The sequence below is a fragment of the Cellulosimicrobium sp. GQ32 genome (assembly GCF_059758455.1).
Genome location: NZ_JCAXEP010000001.1, coordinates 397,690 through 418,511 on the forward strand (window position 1 = coordinate 397,690; position 20,822 = coordinate 418,511).

At 73.7% G+C, this 20,822-nt stretch carries 22 protein-coding genes, 3 tRNA genes and 1 pseudogene; 11 read left to right on the forward strand and 15 right to left on the reverse strand.

Annotation, left to right across the window (positions count from 1 at the left end):
* Positions 1-184: 184 nt before the first annotated feature.
* The 4 genes and pseudogenes from AC6CH9_RS01615 to AC6CH9_RS01630 all read right to left on the reverse strand — a co-directional run.
* Positions 185-1,078 (reverse strand): hypothetical protein, encoded by an 894-nt coding sequence (locus AC6CH9_RS01615; protein ID WP_498153341.1) that lies wholly within the window; start codon positions 1,076-1,078, stop codon positions 185-187.
* A 118-nt stretch (positions 1,079-1,196) separates the two neighbouring features.
* Positions 1,197-1,919, reverse strand: a complete 723-nt coding sequence (locus AC6CH9_RS01620) for a DUF4913 domain-containing protein (RefSeq protein WP_498153342.1) — start codon at positions 1,917-1,919, stop codon at positions 1,197-1,199.
* Positions 1,920-2,004: 85 nt separating this feature from the next.
* Entirely contained in the window at positions 2,005-2,145 is a 141-nt protein-coding gene (locus tag AC6CH9_RS01625) for a hypothetical protein (protein ID WP_498153343.1), read from the reverse strand.
* A 283-nt stretch (positions 2,146-2,428) separates the two neighbouring features.
* Positions 2,429-3,127, reverse strand: a pseudogene (locus AC6CH9_RS01630) (hypothetical protein); the annotation flags it as partial.
* Positions 3,128-3,237: 110 nt separating this feature from the next.
* Between AC6CH9_RS01630 and AC6CH9_RS01635 the strand changes: the two are divergent.
* From AC6CH9_RS01635 to surE, 3 genes are read left to right on the forward strand one after another with little or no spacing between them, the layout of a single operon-like run.
* Positions 3,238-4,131: a glycerophosphodiester phosphodiesterase gene (locus AC6CH9_RS01635; protein ID WP_498153344.1), complete on the forward strand. Its 894-nt coding sequence runs from the start codon at positions 3,238-3,240 to the stop codon at positions 4,129-4,131.
* A gap of 29 nt (positions 4,132-4,160) precedes the next feature.
* Positions 4,161-5,156 (forward strand): 1-phosphofructokinase family hexose kinase, encoded by a 996-nt coding sequence (locus AC6CH9_RS01640; RefSeq protein WP_498153345.1) that lies wholly within the window; start codon positions 4,161-4,163, stop codon positions 5,154-5,156.
* Between the two features lie 42 nt (positions 5,157-5,198).
* Complete coding sequence (surE, locus tag AC6CH9_RS01645) at positions 5,199-5,966, forward strand: 5'/3'-nucleotidase SurE (protein ID WP_498153346.1); 768 nt, start codon at positions 5,199-5,201, stop codon at positions 5,964-5,966.
* 56 nt (positions 5,967-6,022) lie between these two features.
* Here surE and AC6CH9_RS01650 read toward each other — a convergent pair whose 3' ends face one another.
* Together AC6CH9_RS01650 and AC6CH9_RS01655 are read right to left on the reverse strand one after the other, a co-directional pair.
* Positions 6,023-7,687, reverse strand: a complete 1,665-nt coding sequence (locus AC6CH9_RS01650; protein ID WP_498153347.1) for a mechanosensitive ion channel family protein — start codon at positions 7,685-7,687, stop codon at positions 6,023-6,025.
* A gap of 29 nt (positions 7,688-7,716) precedes the next feature.
* Positions 7,717-8,427, reverse strand: a complete 711-nt coding sequence (locus AC6CH9_RS01655; protein ID WP_498153348.1) for an antibiotic biosynthesis monooxygenase — start codon at positions 8,425-8,427, stop codon at positions 7,717-7,719.
* A gap of 124 nt (positions 8,428-8,551) precedes the next feature.
* Between AC6CH9_RS01655 and AC6CH9_RS01660 the strand changes: the two genes are divergently transcribed.
* From AC6CH9_RS01660 to AC6CH9_RS01670, 3 genes are all read left to right on the forward strand, one after another.
* Positions 8,552-8,968: a hypothetical protein gene (locus AC6CH9_RS01660; protein WP_498153349.1), complete on the forward strand. Its 417-nt coding sequence runs from the start codon at positions 8,552-8,554 to the stop codon at positions 8,966-8,968.
* A 32-nt stretch (positions 8,969-9,000) separates the two neighbouring features.
* Positions 9,001-10,302, forward strand: coding sequence for a threonine/serine exporter family protein (locus tag AC6CH9_RS01665; RefSeq protein ID WP_498153350.1), 1,302 nt, complete (start codon positions 9,001-9,003; stop codon positions 10,300-10,302).
* A 357-nt stretch (positions 10,303-10,659) separates the two neighbouring features.
* Positions 10,660-12,117 carry a M15 family metallopeptidase gene (locus AC6CH9_RS01670; protein WP_498153351.1) on the forward strand — a complete coding sequence of 486 codons (1,458 nt, stop codon included), beginning with the start codon at positions 10,660-10,662 and terminating at the stop codon, positions 12,115-12,117.
* A 114-nt stretch (positions 12,118-12,231) separates the two neighbouring features.
* On the opposite strand, the gene AC6CH9_RS01675 is transcribed toward AC6CH9_RS01670, so the two are convergent.
* The 9 genes from AC6CH9_RS01675 to AC6CH9_RS01715 all read right to left on the reverse strand — a co-directional run bounded on the left by AC6CH9_RS01675 (position 12,232) and on the right by AC6CH9_RS01715 (position 19,304).
* Positions 12,232-13,101, reverse strand: a complete 870-nt coding sequence (locus AC6CH9_RS01675; protein WP_498153352.1) for a prenyltransferase — start codon at positions 13,099-13,101, stop codon at positions 12,232-12,234.
* Positions 13,098-13,442: a lycopene cyclase domain-containing protein gene (locus tag AC6CH9_RS01680; RefSeq protein ID WP_498153353.1), complete on the reverse strand. Its 345-nt coding sequence runs from the start codon at positions 13,440-13,442 to the stop codon at positions 13,098-13,100. The genes AC6CH9_RS01675 and AC6CH9_RS01680 overlap by 4 nt, the downstream gene beginning before the upstream one ends.
* Positions 13,439-13,780, reverse strand: a complete 342-nt coding sequence (locus tag AC6CH9_RS01685) for a lycopene cyclase domain-containing protein (RefSeq protein ID WP_498153354.1) — start codon at positions 13,778-13,780, stop codon at positions 13,439-13,441. Before AC6CH9_RS01685 ends, AC6CH9_RS01680 begins: the two co-directional genes overlap by 4 nt.
* Positions 13,777-15,450, reverse strand: a complete 1,674-nt coding sequence (gene crtI / locus AC6CH9_RS01690) for a phytoene desaturase family protein (RefSeq protein WP_498153355.1) — start codon at positions 15,448-15,450, stop codon at positions 13,777-13,779. Before crtI ends, AC6CH9_RS01685 begins: the two co-directional genes overlap by 4 nt.
* Entirely contained in the window at positions 15,447-16,361 is a 915-nt protein-coding gene (locus tag AC6CH9_RS01695) for a phytoene/squalene synthase family protein (RefSeq protein WP_498153356.1), read from the reverse strand. Before AC6CH9_RS01695 ends, crtI begins: the two co-directional genes overlap by 4 nt.
* A gap of 88 nt (positions 16,362-16,449) precedes the next feature.
* Positions 16,450-17,469: a UDP-glucose 4-epimerase GalE gene (galE, locus tag AC6CH9_RS01700; protein WP_498153357.1), complete on the reverse strand. Its 1,020-nt coding sequence runs from the start codon at positions 17,467-17,469 to the stop codon at positions 16,450-16,452.
* 116 nt (positions 17,470-17,585) lie between these two features.
* Positions 17,586-18,509 carry a cation diffusion facilitator family transporter gene (locus AC6CH9_RS01705; protein ID WP_498153358.1) on the reverse strand — a complete coding sequence of 308 codons (924 nt, stop codon included), beginning with the start codon at positions 18,507-18,509 and terminating at the stop codon, positions 17,586-17,588.
* Positions 18,510-18,601: 92 nt separating this feature from the next.
* Positions 18,602-18,919, reverse strand: coding sequence for an ArsR/SmtB family transcription factor (locus tag AC6CH9_RS01710; protein ID WP_064315011.1), 318 nt, complete (start codon positions 18,917-18,919; stop codon positions 18,602-18,604).
* Between the two features lie 40 nt (positions 18,920-18,959).
* Entirely contained in the window at positions 18,960-19,304 is a 345-nt protein-coding gene (locus AC6CH9_RS01715) for a metallopeptidase family protein (RefSeq protein ID WP_172819993.1), read from the reverse strand.
* Between the two features lie 136 nt (positions 19,305-19,440).
* Between AC6CH9_RS01715 and AC6CH9_RS01720 the strand changes: the two genes are divergently transcribed.
* The 5 genes from AC6CH9_RS01720 (at position 19,441) to AC6CH9_RS01740 (ending at position 20,759) form a co-directional block, all read left to right on the forward strand.
* Positions 19,441-19,513, forward strand: a tRNA-Glu gene (locus AC6CH9_RS01720).
* Positions 19,514-19,676: 163 nt separating this feature from the next.
* Positions 19,677-19,750, forward strand: a tRNA-Asp gene (locus tag AC6CH9_RS01725).
* Between the two features lie 50 nt (positions 19,751-19,800).
* A tRNA-Phe gene (locus tag AC6CH9_RS01730) sits at positions 19,801-19,873 on the forward strand.
* Positions 19,874-20,031: 158 nt separating this feature from the next.
* The gene (locus AC6CH9_RS01735) at positions 20,032-20,454 is read left to right on the forward strand and encodes a phage holin family protein (RefSeq protein ID WP_498153359.1); all 423 of its coding nucleotides are present in this window, start codon (positions 20,032-20,034) and stop codon (positions 20,452-20,454) included.
* Positions 20,451-20,759, forward strand: a complete 309-nt coding sequence (locus AC6CH9_RS01740; protein ID WP_253055232.1) for a DUF3618 domain-containing protein — start codon at positions 20,451-20,453, stop codon at positions 20,757-20,759. The genes AC6CH9_RS01735 and AC6CH9_RS01740 overlap by 4 nt, the downstream gene beginning before the upstream one ends.
* The last annotated feature ends 63 nt before the right edge of the window (positions 20,760-20,822 follow it).

Sequence of the window (20,822 nt, forward strand, 5' to 3'; positions counted from 1 at the left end):
ATCGACACTCGTGTTCGGATTCCGAACGACTTTCCGCTCGGAGACGCCGTGGTCGACATCATGGTGGACGGCCCAAGACTGTTCTGCGAAGTCGATCAGACACTTGAGTGTGGGCACTCTGCGGCGGTTATAACGCTGGTGGGGCCGAACTGATTCGTCCAGCCCCACCAGCCCTGTGCTGCTCCTATGAATTCGAGCGCTCGACAACGCGAGTATTGGAGGAGGTGCCCTCGATCGACAGCGCAGCGGGGAGTTCGGTCTGGCCGGAGATGGTCACGGCTTCACCGTCCTCAACTACCCATGCCGCCTGACCGCCCACGTACACGTACTGGCCAGTCGCAGTGGAGTCGAGGCTCCAAGGCTTGAGATACACGAGGTAGCTCTCCCCGGCGCTGAGTAGAGCGGGGGCATTCACAGCGTACTGCGAGTCATCGCCGAACTGCCGGATCTCGATCTCCTTCCCTGGCTTGAGATCGCCAGAGTTCACCGCTTCCACTCGAACTGTTGCCACTGTGAACGGGAGCGGATCTACCCAGGGAGGAGGATCGCCGATGTACTCTACCCGCGATTCACCCGTTGCCCTGACAATCACCACGTCAGTGGCCGCCGACTCCAGGTCCTCGAGCGAGTCATAGGTTTCGGTGTAATCCAGAATTGAAGCTTCAGCAGTACTCGTCGGCGCTGGCGTGTTGTCCTCGCGTGCTTCGCCCTGGAAATCCCCAGGCGAATCATTGAGCGCCGCCCCGAACGAGTCGGGTACTGTGGCGTAAATCCACGTCACCCCGTACATGTCCCCTGTCTGTGGCGAGTACACGTCACAGTCTGAGCGCGGTGCCCAGTAATGGTTCATCAGGACCACAAAGTCGCAAGGAGTATTCTCGTGCTGTGAGCCGGGGTGCGCCAGTCCGATGGCGTGGCCAATCTCGTGGGCGACTGTGCTACGCTTGTTGTGATCAGTGCGACCGAAGTGCTCGTAAGCATTGATTTGAACTGTTTGCCAGGGAATCACGTTGTCAACGGGGCAGTTCTGAAATGCTGGCGCTCTCCCTGCCCAGTCGGTATCTCCCCAGTTCTCCACCCAAACTCCGATGTCTGACGGACCAGAATTGATGTCTTGGGCGGCGGTAAAGGGCGTGCCGGACCCGGTCCAGCTCCAAATAGCAGATTGAGCGATCGGCTCGTACTCGGATTCGTACTCACCCCAGATGGACCACGTGAGATGTTTGTCCGTCATGGTGCAGCCGGACGGGGCCCAGTCGGTCCGATTGTCTGCTGCGACCCCCGCGGTTTCTCGCGGTTGGTCCTGCGCGACCGCGGCACCGGCGCCGCCTAGTGCTAGCCCTAATGCGAGCGTGGTAGAAATGGCCTTGTTGCGCATTTTTCCCCCTGCTCGACACTGCTTTGTGCCTGCGGCGGGAGGCTATCAGGGCTTTGACGCCCCCCGCAACGATTTCGTACGCGCGTCGGGGAGCATGCCTTCCGGGGGTACCGCGTAGGGCAGTGATGATCCGGGGGGTGTTGCGGTCGTGCTCCCCGTCGACGGGGCCGAACGGACCGTCCTGGGGATCGAGCAGGACGGCCATGTGGTGGTCGGCGTGGTCGCGCCACCACACGCTCATGCCGGTGGCGGGGTCTTGGCGTAGGTGTTCCCAAGCGCGCCAGTGCGCTTCGAGGCGGATCACGGCTTCGTCGTCCTTCCACCACTCGTCGGCCCAGACCCGGTGCTCGCCGCAGCCGACGATGTGGCGGCGGTAGACGTTGCGCAGGTAGTCGCGCACGAACTCGTCGACCGACCCGTAGTAGAGCGCCGACGCACCGTCCTCGTCGCTCGCGTGCCCGACGGCGGCCCGTGCCTGGTCGAAGGCGTCGGTGAGGTCCTGGTCGGCGTGATGGACCACGGCGGCCGCGTTCTGCAGCACGCGTTCCCGTGCGCTGATCGCGGCGGTACGCCGGGCGAGGACCCAGCAGGCCTTATCGACGTCCTCGGCTGCCGCGACCGCGGTGCTATGGCGCCTTCGTCTCGTCGTCCTTGAAGTCGGTGGCGGCCTTGGCCTCGGCGACGCGCAGGACGCCCTCAGCGTCCGCGAGGGCGTCGCGTGCGTCGTCGAGCCGGGTCGTCGTGCGAGCGCGCTGACTGGACGCCACCGCGTCGTGGACGTCGACGGGCTGGTCCTCGATCGTCGTCGTTTAGTCGTCGGCGCCCCAGTCGCTCACGGTGCCTCCTCGAACAGTGTGGCGGCCGCGACGGTCGCGATCTCGTCGTGGGCTTCGCGTAGGGTGCGCCCCGCCTGCGGGTCGTTCGCGGCGATCGATGCCTCGACGGCTTCGCGGTGCGGACCGGGCGTCCACGGGACCGTCCGGATGAGCGTCGGGACCAGCTCTGCAGCACGGTGTCCAGGACGATCCCGCGCGATCCGTAGTGCGAGGAGAGGTTCGGCAGCTCGCGCCAGCGGCACACGTTCGCGGCCTCGTCGAGCACGCCGACGAGCGGGGTCGCCAGGCGCCCGCCCGCGGACTGCGCGGCCAGTTCCTCGGCCGCCTCCACGACGGCGACGGTGAGCGCAGTGACGAGCGGTCCGGCCGTGCCACGCCCTTCTTGGACAGCGAGTACAGGGTGCCGGGCTTCGTTGGCGCCGACTCCCCCGCCGCGGACGGCAGCCCGGCACGAACGAACTCTTCCGGGCTGAACTGGGGCCGGGTGTCGGCCGGGCCCTGCGGGGTGATCCAGGCCGCGACCTGCCGGTTGATGAGGCAGGACGCCATCTGCTGCGCCGCGCCGTACACGCCGCCGCGGTGCTTCTCGGGTGCGGCGATGATGCCGGCGACCTGGTCGGCGGTCAGCGTGTAGCCGTGCTCGGTGAGGATCGTGACGGGGGCCTGGTTCGTGGGGCGCGTGAGCCAGGTGTAGACGTCGGTGATCGGCCGGGCGTCGAGCGCCGCGGCGAGCAGGAGACCAGCCAGGAGGTCCTGGCCGGCCGGGTCGAAGTAGGCATCGGTGCGCGCGCCGGGGTCGCGCGAGCCGGGCGCGAAGTGCTCGGCCGGTTTGACCGCGCGCACCTCGTCGGTGACATAGCTCGGCGGTTTCCGCCACCAGGTGGGCTTCTCGCCTCTGATGCCTGCGCCGCACACATTACGTCCGCTCACCCGGAGCACCCTTGCCAGGCGACGTCCCGTCGACCAGCCCGAACGGTGGGTCCGGGCGTGGCACGACGCCCGTAGGTACGCGAAACTGACGCCATGGTGCCCACCACCCCCGCGCGACCCGTCGGCTGGCGCCCGTCCCCCCTGCTCCGGCCCGCCGCCGACCGCGGGGGCCGCCCGCTCGTCGTCGGGCACCGCGGCAACTCGTCCGTGGCGCCGCAGAACACGCTCGCGGCGTTCGAGGCCGCGTGGCGCGCGGGAGCCGACGCGATCGAGCTCGACGTGCACCTCACGGCGGACCGCCAGGTGGTCGTGCTGCACGACGACGTGGTCGACGAGACGACGGACGGGACCGGCCGCGTGGACGGGCTCACCCTGTCCCAGGTCCGGGCGCTCGACGCCGGGTCGTCGTTCTCGCGCGCGTTCGCAGGCCAGCGCGTCCCGACGTTCGCGGAGGTCACACGGTTCGCCGTCGCGCACCCGGGCATCGGGCTGCTCGTCGAGCTCAAGGGCGTGTGGCCGGTCGAGGACGTCGTGCTCGTGACGCAGCAGATCGACGACGCGGGGATCGCGGACCGGGTGGTCGTGCAGTCGTTCTGGCCGCCCACGGTCGCGGCGCTGCGCGACGCCGCGGGCCACCTCGACCGTGCGCTGCTGCTCGCGCTGCACCCGGACAGCCTCGCCGAGCTCGTCGAGGTGTGCGCGGACCTGGGGGTCGTGGCCTGCAACCCGGAGGTCGCGCTCCTCGCCCACGAGCCCGGCCTGGTCGAGACGCTCCACGGCGCCGGGCTGCGCGTGCACGTCTGGACCGCGAACACGACCGACGAGTGGGACGACCTCCTGACCCAGGGCGTCGACGGCATCATGACCGACCGCCCCGACCGGCTCGCCGGCTGGCTCGACGCCCGGTTCGACGGTCGGGTGGACGCGTCGGCCGACCCGCGACCCGACGCGGTCCCGGCGGGCCCCCGGGCGGCTCTCGACGGGTGAAGCGCGCGCCGTCGCCCTAGCGTGGACGAATGAGCGCCACCCCGACGCCCGCGCCCGGTCCGCTCCCCGTCCCGCCCGACCCGCCCGCCCCCGCCCGCACCCCCAGCGTGTGCGTGCTCGCCCTGACGCCCCTGCTCACGGTGGAGATCGAGCCCGCCGGTCCGTACGAGACGTCGCCCGAGGTGCACGTCCATCCCGGCGGCCAGGGCCTCTGGCTCGCGCGCATGGCGTACTCGCTCGGCGCGCAGGTCGTCGTGTGCGGCCCGTTCGGCGGCGAGACGGGGACGGTCGCCGCGCACCTCGCGCGCGCCGAGAACCTCGACCTGCGCGCGACGACGACCGGCGGGAACGGCGCGTACGTCCACGACCGGCGGAGCGGCCACCGGGAGGAGGTCGCGACCATGGACCCCTTCCCGCTGAACCGGCACGAGGTCGACGACCTGTACGGCACCGTCCTCGTGTCCGGGCTCGACGCGGCGGTGACCATCCTCACCGGGTCGGAGACCGCGATCGGGGTCCCGGCCTCGTTCTTCGGGCGCCTCGCGCGCGACCTGCACGCGTCGGAGCGACAGGTCGTCGCCGACCTCTCCGGGGAGCAGGCGCGCGCCGTCGCGGACGCGCCCGGCGCGGTGCTCAAGATCAGCCACGAGGAGATGGTCGAGGGCGGGTTCGCCGACGACGACACCGAGGCGGCGCTGCTCGCCGCCGCGCGCGCGATGGTCGACGCCGGGCCCCGTGCGGTCGTCGTCTCGCGCGCGCACGACCCCTCCCTGCTCGTGACGCGCGAGCACACGTACACCGTGCGCACGCCGCGCATCACGACCGTCGACCACCGGGGCGCGGGCGACTCCATGACGGCGGGGATCGCCGTCGGGCTCGGTCGCGGCCTCGACCTGCCCGGCGCGGTGCGCCTCGGCGCCGCGGCCGGCGCGCTCAACGTCACGCGGCGCGGTCTCGGGACCGGGCGCCGCGACCAGATCGAACGTCTCGCGCGCCGGATCACGGTGCGCGAGGCCCCCGCCTGACCCCCGCACCGACCGCATCCCCGACGACAGAGGAGAACCACCGTGCGCGCCCTCGTGACCAACGACGACGGCATCGACTCCCCCGGACTGGCCGTGCTCGCCGGGGCGGCGCTCGACGCCGGCTACGAGGTCGTCGTCGCCGCGCCCGCCCGCGAGTCCTCGGGCGCGAGCGCGTCCCTGCTCGGCGCCGAGCGCGACGGCCGGCTCGCCGTCGAGCCGCGGCGGACACCCGGCCTGCCCGACGACGTGACCTCCTACGCGGTCCGCGCCGCCCCCGCGCTCATCGCCTTCGTCGCCGCGTACGGCGGCTTCGGCCCTCGGCCGGACCTCGTGCTCTCGGGGGCGAACAAGGGCGCCAACACCGGCAACGCGATCCTGCACTCCGGGACGGTCGGGGCGGCCCTGTCGGCGATGACGCACGGGATCCGGTCGCTCGCCGTCTCGGTCGACGCGGCCGAGCCGCAGCACTGGGACACCGCGCGCCTGGTCACCGACCACGTGCTCGCCTGGATGGACGGGGACGGCTCGCGCGACGTCCCGCTCGACCGGCGCACCCTCAACGTCAACGTCCCCGACGTCCCGCCCGACCGGCTGCGAGGGCTGCGGCAGGCGCCCCTCGCGACGTTCGGGCTCGTGCAGGCGAACATCCACGAGGACGGCGACCGGCACCTCGTTCTCCAGTACTCCGGCACGGAGCGGCACTCCGAGCCCGACTCGGACACCGGGCTCCTCACGCGCGGCTGGGCCACCGCGACGCTCCTCGTCGCGCCCTACGCCGACGCGACGGTCGAGGTCCCCGGGCTCGGCTGACGGCGACTCCCCGCGCCCGTGCACCCGGTCCGCGCCGGGGCACGGCGCTCCGGCCGTCAGCCGCGTGACCGGCCGTCGCCGGGATCGTCGTGGCCGCGGTCGCCGGCCTGCCGCTCGTCGTCCGCGCCCGACGTGGCCGACCTCCCGGGCTCGTCGTCGTCGGGCACGACGCCGTGCTCGGCCGTGCGCTCGCGCTCGTCGATGACGTCCTGGCCGGGCCCGGCGAACGCCCGCGAGCGCTCCTCGCCCTCGGGCGTGCCGCTGAAGAAGGCGGACTCGGCGGCCTCGGGCGTGGCGTCGTCGTGCGCGTCGTGCCCGACAGCGGGCAGCGGCCGGGTGCCGCCCGGCACCTCGGCGTCGGCGGGGCTCTCGTCGTCCGCGCCGCCGGGACGGCCCAGGCCGCCGTCCGGGCCCGGGACGACGCCCACGAGCCGTGTCGGGTCCTCGCTCGGCGCGGCGCCCGCGCCCCGGCCCGCGCGTCGGATCGTCCCGAGGACGACGGGCGCGTCGGCGCGGCGCGACCCGCGCTCGGCGGGGAGCCGGGGTGGTCGCGCGGGAGGGACGGGCGCGCCGTCCTCCGCGGCGTCGCGGTCGAGCCCGCCGGGCGCCCCCGCGCCGTCCGGCCCGGGAGCACCCGACCCCTCCCGCTCGTCGGGCACGCCGACCTCCAGGGCGTCGACCGCGCGCTCGAGGCGCGTGCGGGGCAGGCCCTGCGGGGCCGCACGCTGCAGCCAGTCGACCAGCCCCTCGCGCACGAAGCACCGCAGGTCGAACAGGGTGGGCGCGTCGTGCGCGCTCACCAGCGCGCGCACCCGCACCAGTCCCCCGACGGCGTCGGTCACCTGGAGGATGCCCACGCGCTCGTCCCACAGGTCGGTGAGCGCGAGGAGGCGCCGCAGCTCGGCGCGCATCGGACCCACCGGCACCTCGAAGTCGAGGTCGAGCTCGACCGTCCCCAGCAGGTCGGCGGCGCGCCGGGTCCAGTTCTGGAACGGCGTCGTCGTGAAGTAGGTGGACGGCATGATGAGGCGGCGGTCGTCCCAGAGGTGCACCACGACGTAGGTCATGGTGATCTCCTCGATCCGGCCCCACTCGCCCTCGAGCACCACGACGTCGTCGACGCGGATCGCGTCCGTGAAGGCGATCTGCATGCCCGCGAACACGTTCGCGAGCGACGTCTGGGCCGCGAGGCCCGCGACGATCGAGATGAGCCCCGCGGACGCGAGCAGGCTCGCGCCCGCCGCGCGGGCCGCCGGGAACGTGAGCAGGATGCCCGCGACCGCGCACACGACGATCACCGCCACGGTGAGCCGGCGCAGCACCGTGATCTGGGTGCGGACGCGGCGCGCGTGCCGGTTGTCCGCGGTGTCCATGCGGTAGCGCTGGAGCGCGGAGTCCTCGAGCACGAACGCGATCGCGCCCACCCACCACGCGCCGACGACGATGAGCGCGATGAGCAGGAGGTGCTCGACCGCGGGGCGCCACGGTGTGGACGCGTCCGTCGTCAGGCGGACCGCGATCCACACCGCGACGACGGTGAGCACCGCCCGGTCCGGTCGGCGCAGCCGCCGCGAGAGGTCGCGGGCCAGCTCGCTGCGCCGGCCCGCCCGGCGGACCACCGCGGAGATCACCGTCCCCAGGACGAACGCCAGCAGGACGCCCGCGGCGACCGCACCGAGGGTGACGAGGACGTCGGTCGTGCTCTCGATCTCGGTGTCCATCCCCCCAGGCTAGGCAGGGCGTCGGGTGGTCACCTCCGGGCCGCGGGACGGGAGCGACGCGTCCGGACCCGCGGTGGGCGGGCGAGCCACGGGGCGAGCAGCCGTGTCACGCGCGGCAGCACGAGGTAGGTCATGACGGGCGTGAGGACGAGCGTCGTGGCGAGCACGCGCGGGACGACCGGCACCGCGTCCCAGGCCGGGACCAGGCTCCCGACGAGCAGCGTGAACGCCAGGTTCACCGGGAAGAACCCGAGCCAGATGCTCACCGACTGCTTCCAGCGCGGCGGCGCCGCCGCGACCGTCGCGCTCGCCGGCGGCGCGGTCGACGTCGGGGCGTCGAACCAGCCCTCGATGCCCGTGCGGCGCTCGACCCGCGTCTCCTCGACGAGGTCCCGCCCCTGCGCGAGCCAGCGCACCCGGTCCGGCGACGTCTCCCACGCGTCGAGCGTGGCGGCGTCGGCGAAGCGGTACAGCATGTGCCAGTCGTGCGACCCGGCGGACGCGCGGACCCAGCCGGAGCCGAGGAACCCGGGGTAGCGGTTGGCGAGGTTGACGCCGGTCTGCACCCAGCGCGTCACCGCCGGGACGTTCTCGGGCCGGACCCGCCGCTCGATCGCGACGGTCACGGGCCCGGTGCCGGTGACGGGCGGAGGGCCGGGACGGGACGGCAGGTTCGGGGGCAGGGCGGGGGCGGGATCGCCGCCGGTGCGCCGCGCGTCCCCGGGGACGTCGTGGGTCATGCGACGAGTGAACGTGGCGGGTGTTTCCGGGTCGTGAACGCGCGCGGGCGCGGGACGGATCGTCCCGCGGGTCGGGACGACGGCCGACGCGCGCGCCGGGCGGCCCGGGCCTACCGTGGCAGGCATGATCTCGTGGGACCTCGCGCTCGCCCTGCGCGACGCGGGCGTGCGGTGGTCCCCCGCGTCGGGTGACCGGTTCCGCCTCCTGGCCACGGGCCGTGACGGCGACGTCTTCACCGTGAGCGACATGACGATCGAGCCCCACGAGTTCGACACGGGCGTCGTGCTCGGGTTCAACGGGACGACCGAGTGGGCGCTCGACTCGGTCGCCCTCGAGGACGCCCTGTGGCACCCGCTCGAGGGCCAGCTCCGGGAGCTGCTCGGCGGCACGTTCCGGCGGCTCGAGCGGACGACGGGCGGGTACGTCGTCCGCACCGAGGTGCTCGACGACGTCGGGACCTTCGCCGCCGCGGACGCCTCCGACGCCTACGCGCGCGCCGTGCTCGCGCTCGTCGCGGCGAGCGCGGAGGGCGGGCCCTGACCAGCCGGCGGCACGCGAGCTGGCTCGACGACGTGCGCCGCGCCCCGTCCGTCGTGCGTCGCGTGCTGCGCGCGCTGGGCGACGAGCCGCCTCCCGCCGTCGACCCCGAGCCGCCCGAGGTGTCGCCGGACCTCGTCCCCCTCCTGCGTGAGCTCGGCACCGCTCTGCTCGACTCCGGGCGCTCCGTGACCGACGTCGAGGACGACCTGGAAGCCGTCGCGCGGCGCTCGGGCGCGTCGACCGTGGGCACTCTCGTCCTCCCGACAGGAGTGTTCGTCCGGGTCAGTACCGCCGGGGGCACCGTCGCCGACTTCGCGGCCGCCGCCGCGAGCGGCCTCAACCTCGACCAGATCGGGGCGCTCACGACCCTCGTGCGTCGCCTGCGCACGACCGACGTCCCGCTCGCCGACGCCCGGGCCGAGCTGCGGGCGATCGTCGAGCGCCCACCGCGCTTCGGTGCGGTGCTGACGATCGTGGGCCACGGGCTGCTCACGGTCGGGTTCGGCCTCGTGCTCAACCCGACCGCCCGGCTCCTGCCGGTCTACCTCGTGCTCGGGATCCTCGTGGGCGCCCTGCGCTGGCTCGGGACCCGGTGGCCGACGCTCGCGACCGCCCTGCCCGTCGTCGCGGCGTTCGTCGTGACGCTCCTCGCGGTGGACGTGGTGCACCCCTGGCTCGGCGACGACCCGCTCAGCGTGCTCGTGCCGCCGCTCGTGTCGTTCCTGCCCGGCTCGGTGCTCACGGTCGCCGCGATCGAGCTGACGAGCAACCAGATCGTCGCCGGCGCGAGCCGGCTCGTCTACGGGGTCGCCCAGCTCCTGCTGCTCGTGTTCGGGGTCGTCGCGGGAGCCGCGGTGGCAGGCCCGCTCGTCGCGGCCCCGGCCGCGGACCAGCTCGGATGGTGGGCGCCGTGGGTGGGGATCCTCGCCGTCGGGCTCGGGCAGATGTACTTCGCGTCGTCGCCGCGCGGATCGCTCCCCTGGGTGCTGCTCGTCCTGCTCGGCGCGTACGCGGCCCAGCTCGTCGGGGCGCTCGCCGCGGCGCCGCTCGCGGGATTCGTGGGCGCGCTCGTCATCGCACCGCTCGCCGCGCTCGTGGAGCGGACGCCGCACGGGCCGCCCGCCGCCGTCACGACCCTCCCGGCGTTCTGGCTCCTCGTGCCCGGGGCGCTCAGCCTGCTGGGCCTCTCCGACCTGGTGAACGGCGGCCCGGAAGCCGCCCAGGAGATCGCGAACGCGGTCGTCGCCGTCTTCGGGATCGCGCTCGGCACCCTCGTCGGCTCGGCGGTCACCCGGGACGCAGGACGCGTGACACGTACCCTCTTCACATCCTGACCACACGGTCGGCACCTCATTCCCGAAGCTTCCCCCCGTCACGCCACCCCGCTGGACACATGTCTAGTTGAAGATGGAACAGCCGACAGGCCTCCCGGGTCCCCCATGCGACCAGGCCTGCCGGCGTCGTGGTGAGAGGGCGCGCGCGTCCCGCCCCGACCGCACGCCGTCGTGGTCACCCAGCGCTCCGTCCTGCGCAGGTGCACCAGGGATGGGAGCGCTTCCGTGCTCGACCGCCCGCGACCACGGCCCGATGATCGGATCGTTCGCTTGACCACTGCACAGCACCGCACGACCACCCGCACCTCGACCAGCACGACCGGCGCGCGACCCGCCGCCCGCGGCGAGGCGCGCTAGATGGGCCGCCACACCGCGAGCCGGGCCTCGCTCACCGCCGCCCTCGCCTCCGCCGCGCGCCGCGGCGCCCACGGCGCTGCCCGCGTCGCGCCCCGCCGTCGCACGCTCGGGACCGGCGCCGCCGTGGCGGCCGTCGCGCTCACCGCGAGCACCGCCGCGGCGGCCCTCGGGAGCAGCACTGCGCCGTCGACCGCCGGGACCGGCACCACGGCCGATGCGACCCGGGCCTCCGACGTGAGCGCCACGCCCGCGTCCGCCACGATCGGAACCGTCGCCGCGGACCCGGAGACGGTCGAGGCCGCGGGCGACGCGCTCCAGCGCGCCCAGTTCCTCACCGGGGAGGGCGCCGCCGGTCTCACCCCCGAGCAGGTCGCCCAGATCGAGGACGCCCGCACGCGCCTCAGCGAGGCCGTCACCGAGGTGTCCTCCGCCGACCAGACGCCGAGCCTCTCCAGCCTCCCGGCCGTCTCGGTCGGGACGCAGCCCGCGGAGACCGACGGCGCCACGCCCGACGCCGCGGACGCGGCCGAGGTGGACGACTCCCGCCCCGCAGGGGACGTCCTCGCCGAGAGCGTGCCCACGCTCGACGACCGCGCGGGCGACCGCGCGAGCCGCACCTCGGCGCGCACCCCGCTCGGAGAGCTTGCCGCCGAGGCACCCGCGCTCGACGCGGCGCTGCCTGACCTCGCCGCGTCCGACGAGCCGACGGTGTCCCTGTCGGCCGAGAGCGCTGCTGACCCCGACGACGCCGCTCCTGACGCCTCCGCGTCCGCCGAGACCGCGACCGAGTCTCCCGAGGAGGACGCCGCGGCCGCCGACACGGCCACCGCGTCGCCCGACCTCGCGACCGGCTCCACCGACGACGCCGCGACCACGCCTGCCGGCGACGAGTCCCCCACCGGCGCGCCGACCTCCGAGGAGATCGCCTCCCTGACCACCGAGCTGTCGACGCTGCTCGACGCGGCCGGGTCGGGCGTGACCGTCGAGGTGGTGCCCGGACCGCCGTCGGCCGCGGAGATCGCCGCACAGCTCGACACGTGGGCGACCTCCACGGCGGGCTACGGCAACGGGCAGATCCCCGCGAGCGCCCTGTGCGAGCTGTCGTTCGCGCCGGGCGAGCAGCTCCGCTGCGACGCCGCGCACCAGATCGAGGCGCTCAACGAGAAGTTCCGCGAGGCGTTCGGCGTGAACCTCTCCGTGACGGACTCCTACCGCTCCTACGCCTCGCAGGTCGCCGTGAAGGCGTCGCGCGGGTACTTCGCCGCGCCCCCCGGCATGTCGAACCACGGCTGGGCGCTCGCGCTCGACCTCGGCGGCGGCATCCAGGGCTACGGCACCGCGCAGTACGAGTGGATGCGCGCCAACGCGCCGGCCTACGGCTGGGACAACCCCGAGTGGGCCCGCGCCGGCGGCTCGAAGAACGAGCCCTGGCACTGGGAGTACGGCGACCTCTCCTGAGGCTCCCGCTCCCCCGACCACGGCCCCGGCACCGCGACGACCTCGCGGACCGGGGCCGTCGTCGTCCCCGGGGAGCGCCCGACGCCGCACCCCCCACCCGCTCGGGCTCGACGGTCAGGCGAGCGCGGTCACGATGAGCAGCATCGTCACGAGGAAGCCCGTGACGAGGTTGAGCCACAGGAACGTGCGCCACCCGGCGTTCGCGCGCTCGCAGTCGTCGTCGTGCACGTCGCGGAACCGCAGCACGTTGGCGGCGTACGGGAGCGGCAGCAGGGCGGCGAGGATGCCGGGCCACGGCAGGACGACGAGGGCGGCCGCGGCCGCGACGTACGCCCCCGCCGCGCCGAGCACGGTCGCGTGGGCGCCGACGGCCGTCGCGACGGACGCGATGCCGCCCTCGCGGTCCGCGCGCACGTCCTGCACCGCGCCGAACGCGTGCGACGCCATGCCCCACAGGACGAACCCGACGAGCACGGGCCACACCGTGCGCGCCGACAGGTCGGCATCCACGAGCACGAGCGCGTAGAGCAGCGGCCCGGCGAAGTGCATCGCGGAGGTGAAGGAGTCGAGGAAAGGACGCTCCTTGAACCGCAGGCCCGGGGCGGAGTAGGCGACGACGCCGAACACGACGAGCGCGAGGACGACGGCGGCGAGCGGGTCACCCAGCAGAAGCAGGGCGACCAGGAACGGCACGTTCGTCGCCACGCACGCGCGCAGGATGCGCCGGTGGGTCGCGCGCGCGGTCGCCGGGTCGGCGAGCGCCCCCTCGATCCCGCCCTTGCGCGGGTTGCGCAGGTCGCTCGCGTAGTCGAAGACGTCGTTCACGCCGTACATGAGCAGGTTGTACGGCACGAGGAAGTACAGCGTCCCGACGACGAGCGCGAGGTCGACGCGGCCCCCGGTCGCGACGAGGTAGCCCGCGGCGAACGGGTAGGCGGTGTTGATCCACGAGAAGGGCCGCGACGCGGCCAGCACGTCCTTCACCGGGCGTCCTCGTCCGTCCGGCCGCCCGAGGCCCTTCCCGGTGCGGCGCGGTCGCGACCGCGCGCCCCGAGCGCCGTCCACAGCACCGGCATGCCCAGCGCCGCGGCGAGCGCGTAGGCGAAGTCCTCGAGCGGAGCGCCCCAGAGGTACACGCCGAGGATCTTGTCCGGGTCGTAGACGTAGAGGTCCGCGGCGATCATGAGCGTGTCGAACACGAGCGTGAGCACGCACATCACGACGGCGGTCCACACGAGCGGGCCGGGACGCAGGCGCAGCAGGACGCGCCACGACACGACGACGAGCACCACCAGGACGATCACGTTGAGCACGATGTTCGTCACGCGTCGCCCTCCGACCGGGCACGGCGTGCGGCGAGCACGCGCTCGGCACCGCGCCAGACGAGCAGCGCGTTGTAGCACAGGAGCGTCAGGAAGACCGCCTCCTCCACGGGGAGGTCGGGCGCGAGCAGGAGCCCCGTCATCCAGGGGCTCTCCCCGCGGGCGAAGATCCCGAGCACGAGGCCCGCGACGTCCCAGAGGAGGAACCCGACGACGCCCAGCCCCACCGTGAGCGCGGCGCGGCGCCCGTCCGCCCAGAACGCGAGGCGGAAGCGCCGGTCGAGCACCGCGAGGCCCCCGAGCGAGACCGCGAGCGCCCCGAGATACACCAGACCCGTCACCGGCGGACCTCGACCGGCCGGCCCCCCGCGGGCCGCAGCCGCTCCGGCCTCCGGCTCGCCGCCAGGTACCCGGAGCGCAGCGGCGCGGGCAACGGGCGCGACGACGTCTCGCCGAGCAGCCGCTTCGCGACGAGCTCGGCGCTGATGAGGCACATCGGCAGTCCCACGCCCGGGATCGTGCCACCTCCCGCGTGGTACAGCCCGTCGACACGGCGAGAGACGTTGCCCGGCCGCCACAGCGCGGACTGCCGCAGCGTGTGCTCCATGCCGAGCGCGCCGCCGCGCCACGAGGAGAGCTCGGTCGAGAAGTGGGCCGGCCCGAGCACGCGCCGCGTGACGACGCGCCCCGGGAGGTCGTCGATCCCGGCCCAGCGGCCGACCTGCGCGAGGTAGCGGTCCGCGAGCGCGTCGAGCGCCCGCTGCGACGAGGCGTCGGCGCCGAGGGTCGGGTCGGCGGGGAACGGGACGAGGAGGAAGAGGTTCTCGTGGCCGGGCGGGGCCGCCGGGGCGCCCGACGACGGCCCGTCGGTCGCGGACGTGCGCGAGACGTAGAGCGAGGCCGGGTCGGGCACGCGCAGCCCGCGCGGGTCGCTGCGGCGGTCGGTGCCGAGCACGGCGTCGAAGTTCGCGGGCCAGTCACGCGTGAAGAAGAGGGAGTGGTGCGCGAGCTCGGGCAGCTCGCCGCGGACCCCGGCGAGCACGAGCAGCGCGGAGATGCCCGGTCCCTTGTCCTCCCACGCCGCGGCGGGCAGGTCGGACCAGCGCGGCTCGAGGAGCGTGGTCTCGGTGTGGTGCCGGTCGGCGGCCGACACGACGAGGTCCGCCTCCACGAGCTCGCCCGAGGCGAGGCGGACGCCCGTGACGCGCCCGCGCCGCCCGGCTCCTCCGGCGACCTCGATGCCCGCGACGTCGGCCCCGGTGCGCAGCTCCGCACCCTCGTCCTGCGCGAGCCGCGCGACGGCCTCGATCAGCGTGTACATCCCGCCGCGGGGGTACTGGACGCCGTCGACGAGGTCGAGGTGGCTCATGAGGGAGTAGAGCGCGGGCGCGCGGTACGGCGACGAGCCGAGGAAGACGGCGTGGTATCCCAGGAGCTGGCGCAGCCGCGGGTCCTCGACGGCGCGGGCTGCGCGGTCGGCGAGCGACTCGCGCAGCAGCGCGGCGAGGCGAGGCAGACGTCGCAGCACCGCGGGCGAGAGCGCCCGGTCAGGCCTCTCGAACGTGGTGTACAGGAAGTGGTCGAGCGCGAGCCCGTACGCCTCGCTCGCGTCCGCGGCGTAGGCAGCGAGGCGTCCGCCGGCGCCGGGCTCGACCGCGTCGAACCGGGACCGGTTCACGCCCGGGCTCGCCGAGAGCTCGAACGTCGACGCGGCGTCGGTCCCGTCCGGCTCGAAGAAGACGCGGTAGGCCGGGTCGAGCGGGACGAGGTCGAGGTGGTCCTCGACGCGCGTGCCGAGCAGTGCGAAGAAGTGGTCGAACACCTCCGGCATGAAGTACCAGGAAGGGCCGGTGTCGAAGCGGAACCCGTCCAGCTCGAGGGTGCCCGCCCGGCCGCCCAGGACCTCGTGGCGCTCCAGCAGCGTGACGGCAGCGCCACCGCGCGCGAGGAGCGCCGCGGTGGCGAGCCCGGAGATCCCGCCTCCGACCACGACGACGCGCGGTGCCCTCACGCGAGCACCTTCCGCGGGCGCGGGGTCCGACCGGACGCCACCTGGCCGAGGAGCTGGCCACCGGCGGCGCGGGCCGCGAGCGCGACCTTGACGGTGTCCGGCACGCGCACGCGCACGCGCAGGATGTCCTCGGGCGGCGTCGCCGCGAGGCGCGCGAGGAGCCGCTCGTAGACCGCGACCGTCGCGGCGACGGCGATCCGCGGACGCACCGGCAGCCCCGGGAGCGCCGCCCGCGCCGCGGCGAGGTCCTCCTCGACCTCGCGGCAGAACGCCTCGACGTCGCGACGCCGCAGGCGGCCCGGGACGACGCCGGGCAGGTAGGCGCGCCCCAGCTCGTCGTGGTCCGTGCGCAGGTCGCGCAGGAAGTTGATCTTCTGGAACGCCGCGCCGAGCGCCCGCGCGCCCCGTACGAGCACGGGGTCGGGCACCCGGAGCGGTTCACCCGGGCGGCGCCGCGCGTTGAGGAAGACCGCGAGGCACATGAGGCCGACGACCTCCGCCGAGCCGTACACGTACCGCTCGTAGCTCTCGCGGTCGTGCACGCGCACGGTGAGGTCGGTCCGCATCGACGCGAAGAAGGGATCGACCTCGGCGTGGCCGAAGCCGCAGCGTCGCGCCGCGAGCGCGAACGAGTGCACGACGAGGTTCGTCGACCACCCGCGCTCGAGCGCCCGCGCCGTCTCCGCCTCCAGCTCGTCGAGGAGGTCGGCGGCACCGTCCCCGCGCCGGGTGTCGACGACCTCGTCGGCGATGCGGACGAGGCCGTAGACGGCGTCGATCCCGTCGCGCGTCGGCGCGTCGAGCAGGCGTGCGCCCAGCCCGAACGAGGTCGAGTAGGACGCGAGCACGACCCGGCTCGTGCGCGCTGCGGTCAGGTCGTACAGCCGTGCCGGGTGGTTCTCGTCGCCCACGTCGCGGTCCCGTCGTCCGTCGCCGGGGCCCCTCCCCGGTCATTCCTCAGCATGCTGAGGAATAAAGGATCGCACGGGATGCCGTCGTTCACACCTCGTGTGTGCCCTCCGGCCGGCCGGCCGCCGCGACGTCGATACGACGGGGGCCCGCCTGCCAGGCGTCCCAGGCCGAGGAGATGATCTCGGGCAGCCCCTTCGTCGCCCGCCAGCCGAAGAGCTCGTTGATCCGGCGCGGGTCGCCGACGAGCTGCGGCGGGTCGCCCGCACGGCGCGGGAGGACCTCCGGCGTGACGTCGAGCCCGCTCACGCGCCCGATCTCGTCGATCACCTCACGCACCGACGACCCCTGACCGGTCCCGACGTTGAACACGTCGAACGGGCGCTCGTCGACGTCGAGGTACCCGAGCGCCGCGAGGTGCGCGTGCGCGAGATCCAGGACGTGGATGTAGTCGCGGATGCAGGTGCCGTCCGGCGTCGGGTAGTCGTCGCCGAAGATCTTGGGCTGCTCGCCGCGCTCCAGGCGGTCGAGCACCATGGGGACGAGGTTGAGGACGGCGGGGTCGCCGAGCTCGGGCCAGCCTGCGCCGGCCACGTTGAAGTAGCGCAGCGCGACGAACCGCAGGCCCCACGCGCGACCGGCCGCGCGACCGAGCCACTCGCCGACGAGCTTGGTCTCGCCGTACGGGTTGATCGGCTCGGCGTGCAGCTTCTCCTCGACGAGGGAGACCGACGGCATGCCGTACGTCGCCGCGGACGACGAGAAGACCAGCCGGTCCACGCCGGCCGCCTGCATCGCGGTGACGAGGTTGGTGAAACCGCCGACGTTCTGCTGGTAGTACCAGGCCGGCTTCTCGACCGACTCCCCCACCTGCTTGCGTGCCGCGAAGTGGATCACCGCGCGCACGTCGTGCTCGGTGAGGGCGCGCGTCAGCACGTCCACGGCCTCGGGCGCCGCGACGTCGACCTCGACGAGCGTCGCGCCGCCGACACGGTCCGCGCGACCGGTGCTGAGGTCGTCGACCACGACCACCTTCTCGCCGCGCTCCTGGAGAAGGCGCACCACGTGCGCGCCGATGTACCCGGCTCCGCCGGTCACGAGGATCGTCATGAGACCCACCCTAGTGGGGGCGAGCGCCACCCCCGCGGCGCCGAACCCGGCGTTGCCACCCGGCTCGGACGGCGAGCGCGGGGTCACCCCCGGGCTCGGCGCGTCGTGCCGCGCGCTCAGGCGTGGCCGTGCGCCTCGCGGTCGCGCAGGGCGGCCGTCTCGAGCTGGAACGTCGAGTGCTCGACGGAGACCGGGAAGTGGTGCGCGACGCACGAGCGGACCCGCTCGGTGATCTCGAGCGCGTGCCCGTCCCGGAAGCACGCGTCGTCGACCACGACGTGCGCCGAGATGGTCGGCAGTCCCGTCGCGACGGTGGACGCATGGAGGTCGTGCACGTCCTCGACGTGGTCGAGCGAGAGGATGTGCGCCCGGACGTCGTCGAGGTCCAGCCCCTCCGGCGTGAACTCCATGAGCACCGCCGTCGCCTCGCGCAGGAGGCGGAAGGCACGGGGGACGATGAGGAGCGCGATGAACAGGCCGGCGATCGCGTCCGCCTGCTGGTACCCGGTCGTCGCGATGACGACGGCGGCCACGATCACCCCGACCGACCCCAGGGCGTCGTTGACGACCTCCAGGAACGCCGCGCGCAGGTTGAGGTTCGCGCGGCGCCCGGACGCGAGGACGGCGATCGCGACGACGTTGCCGACGAGGCCGACGATCCCGAAGACGAGGAGCTCCGACGAGGGGACGTCCGGCGGCGAGAACAGGCGTCGAGCACCCTCGACGACGGCGTACGCGCCGACCGCGAGGAGGAGCGCCGCCTGCGCGAGGGCCGCGAGCACCTCGACGCGGCGAAAGCCCCAGGTGCGGCGCTTGGTCGCCGGCCGGAGCACGAGCGACGCGGCGACGAGCGCGACGGCCAGCCCCGTCGCGTCGGTGAGCATGTGCGCCGTGTCCGTGAGGAGCGCGAGGCTCCCCGTGAGGACCGCTCCGACGGCCTGCGCGACGAGGATCGTCGCGGTGATCCCGAAGGCGACCGCGAGCCGCGCGCGGTGGTCGGGCGCTGCACCCCCCGCGCCGTGGTCGTGCCCGGCTCCCATGACCCCTCCATTCATCGTTGCATGACGATGATATCGGTGATTGACGATGAATGCCAGAACGGCTGAGCCGTGTTGCGCGTCACCCGCGCAGGTCAGGGAGCGAGCGCGACGTGCTCCGCGTCGGCGAGCAGGTGCGCCACCTCCGGCCGCACGAGCCGGTACCAGGACGAGCGCCCCTCGCGCCGGACGGCGACCACGCCCACCTCGCGCAGGGTCGTCAGGTGCGCGGAGACCGTCGACTGCGCGAGCCCGAGCTCGCGCGTCAGGTCGACGACGCGCCGCTCGGCGCCGGTGAGCAGGTGCACGATCGCGAGCCGGCTCGGGTCGGCGAGCGCGTGGAGCAGGCGCGCGACGGCCTCGTGGTCGTGCGCGCCGTCATGCCGGGGATCGCTCGCGGCGCTCGTCGTCACCTCCCGATCGTAGCGAGCGGAACCCGGGCGCCGCCCGGGCTCAGTCCCAGCCGAGCTCGTGCAGCCGATCGTCGTCGATGCCGAAGTGGTGCGCGATCTCGTGGACGACCGTCACCGCCACCTCCTCGACCACGTCCTCGCGCGTGTCGCAGATCGCGAGGGTGGGGTTGCGGAAGATCGTGATGCGGTCGGGCAGGGCGCCCGCCGCCCACATGTGGTCCCGCTCGGTGAGGGGCACGCCCTCGTAGAGACCCAGGAGGTCGGGGTCGTCGGCGGGCGCGTCGTCCTCGACGAGCACCACGACGTTGTCCATCTGCGCCGCGAGGTCCTCGGGGACGAGGTCGAGCCCGTCCCGCACGGCGTCCTCGAACTCGGCCCGCGTCATCTCCACCACGAGACCATCCTCCCCCGTCCACGACGCCGGCAGGAGCAACGGCCCGGCAGCGGGCGCACCACCGCCCCGGCGCGACCCCGACCGGGAAGCCACGGTCCCGCCGCTGTACACTGGCGCACGTTCCTGAGCCCCCATCGTCTAGCGGCCTAGGACCCCGCCCTTTCACGGCGGTAGCACGGGTTCGAATCCCGTTGGGGGTACGCGAGATCGCACCGGGACCGGTGACCACCAGCGGATTTACGGATCGGCTCATCGGTACGGTACGATCCTCTCGGTTCGAAAGCGGGCCACCACACCACCAGGTTCACTGGTGAAAACCACCGGGTCCTCTGGTGTTAAGGTGTGTCTCGCGAAGAACAGCAAGGCCCTGTAGCGCAGTTGGTTAGCGCGCCGCCCTGTCACGGCGGAGGTCGCGGGTTCAAGTCCCGTCAGGGTCGCGTGAGGCGAAGAGCCCGGTCGGCATCGGCCGGCCGGGCTCTTCCCCCATGGCTCTGTAGCTCAGTTGGTAGAGCGTTCGACTGAAAATCGAAAGGTCACCGGATCGACGCCGGTCGGAGCCACCGAAGAGACCCCCGCCCGGGATCCGGGCGGGGGTCTTCTGCATCTCGGCGACGACGTCGCACGGCTCCCTCTCCGCGTCCGGTGCCCGCCCGCGGGGAGTTGCGCGCCGCCCCGGGTGCCGGTTGAGTGGTGGGGTCACCTGCGGAAAGGCGGAGAGATGAGCGACTGGATCGACGGGCGCATCCCGCCCGAGGAGCAGAAGCCGACGGTCGGGCAGCTCGTGGAGCGCTTGTCCGAGCAGGCCACGCGCCTCGTCCGGTCCGAGATCGCGCTCGCGAAGGCGGAGCTCACCACCAAGGCCAAGCACGCCGGCATCGGCATCGGCCTGCTCGTCGTGGGCGGGGTGCTCGTCCTCTACGGCCTCGGCTTCCTCCTCCACTCGGCGATGGAGGGTCTTGCGACCGTCATGCCGCTGTGGCTCGCCGCACTGATCGTCGGCCTCGCCCTCGTGCTCGTCGCCGGTACGCTCGCGTTCGTCGGCGTCAAGCAGCTCCAGCGCGGCGTCCCGCCGACCCCGACCGGTGCGGTCGACAGCATCAAGGAAGACGTGGCCACCATCAAGGAAGGACTGCGCCCGTGAGCGGAACCGACGGGGCCCCGGTGCCCCCGCTGTCCCAGTCCCAGCTCGAGGACGAGATCGCGCGCACGCGCGCCGAGCTCGCGGGGACGATCGACGAGCTCACGACCCGGCTGGACCCCCGCGTTCAGGCGAAGGCGGCGGCCCAGCAGGCGAAGCAGGCGGCGTCGGACACGGGCGCGTTCCTCACCGGGGGCGGGTTGCCGGAGGAGGACCCCGACCGGTCGCGCAACGTCAAGCTGCTGCTGGGTGCCGTGGTGGCGGGCGTCGCGCTCGTCACGGCGGCGATCCTGCGCCGGCGCTCGTAGTCTCCGTCGAGCGTTCGCCCCGGTGCGTGCGTGCCGGGGCGTCTTCCTGCCTGCCGATCCGAC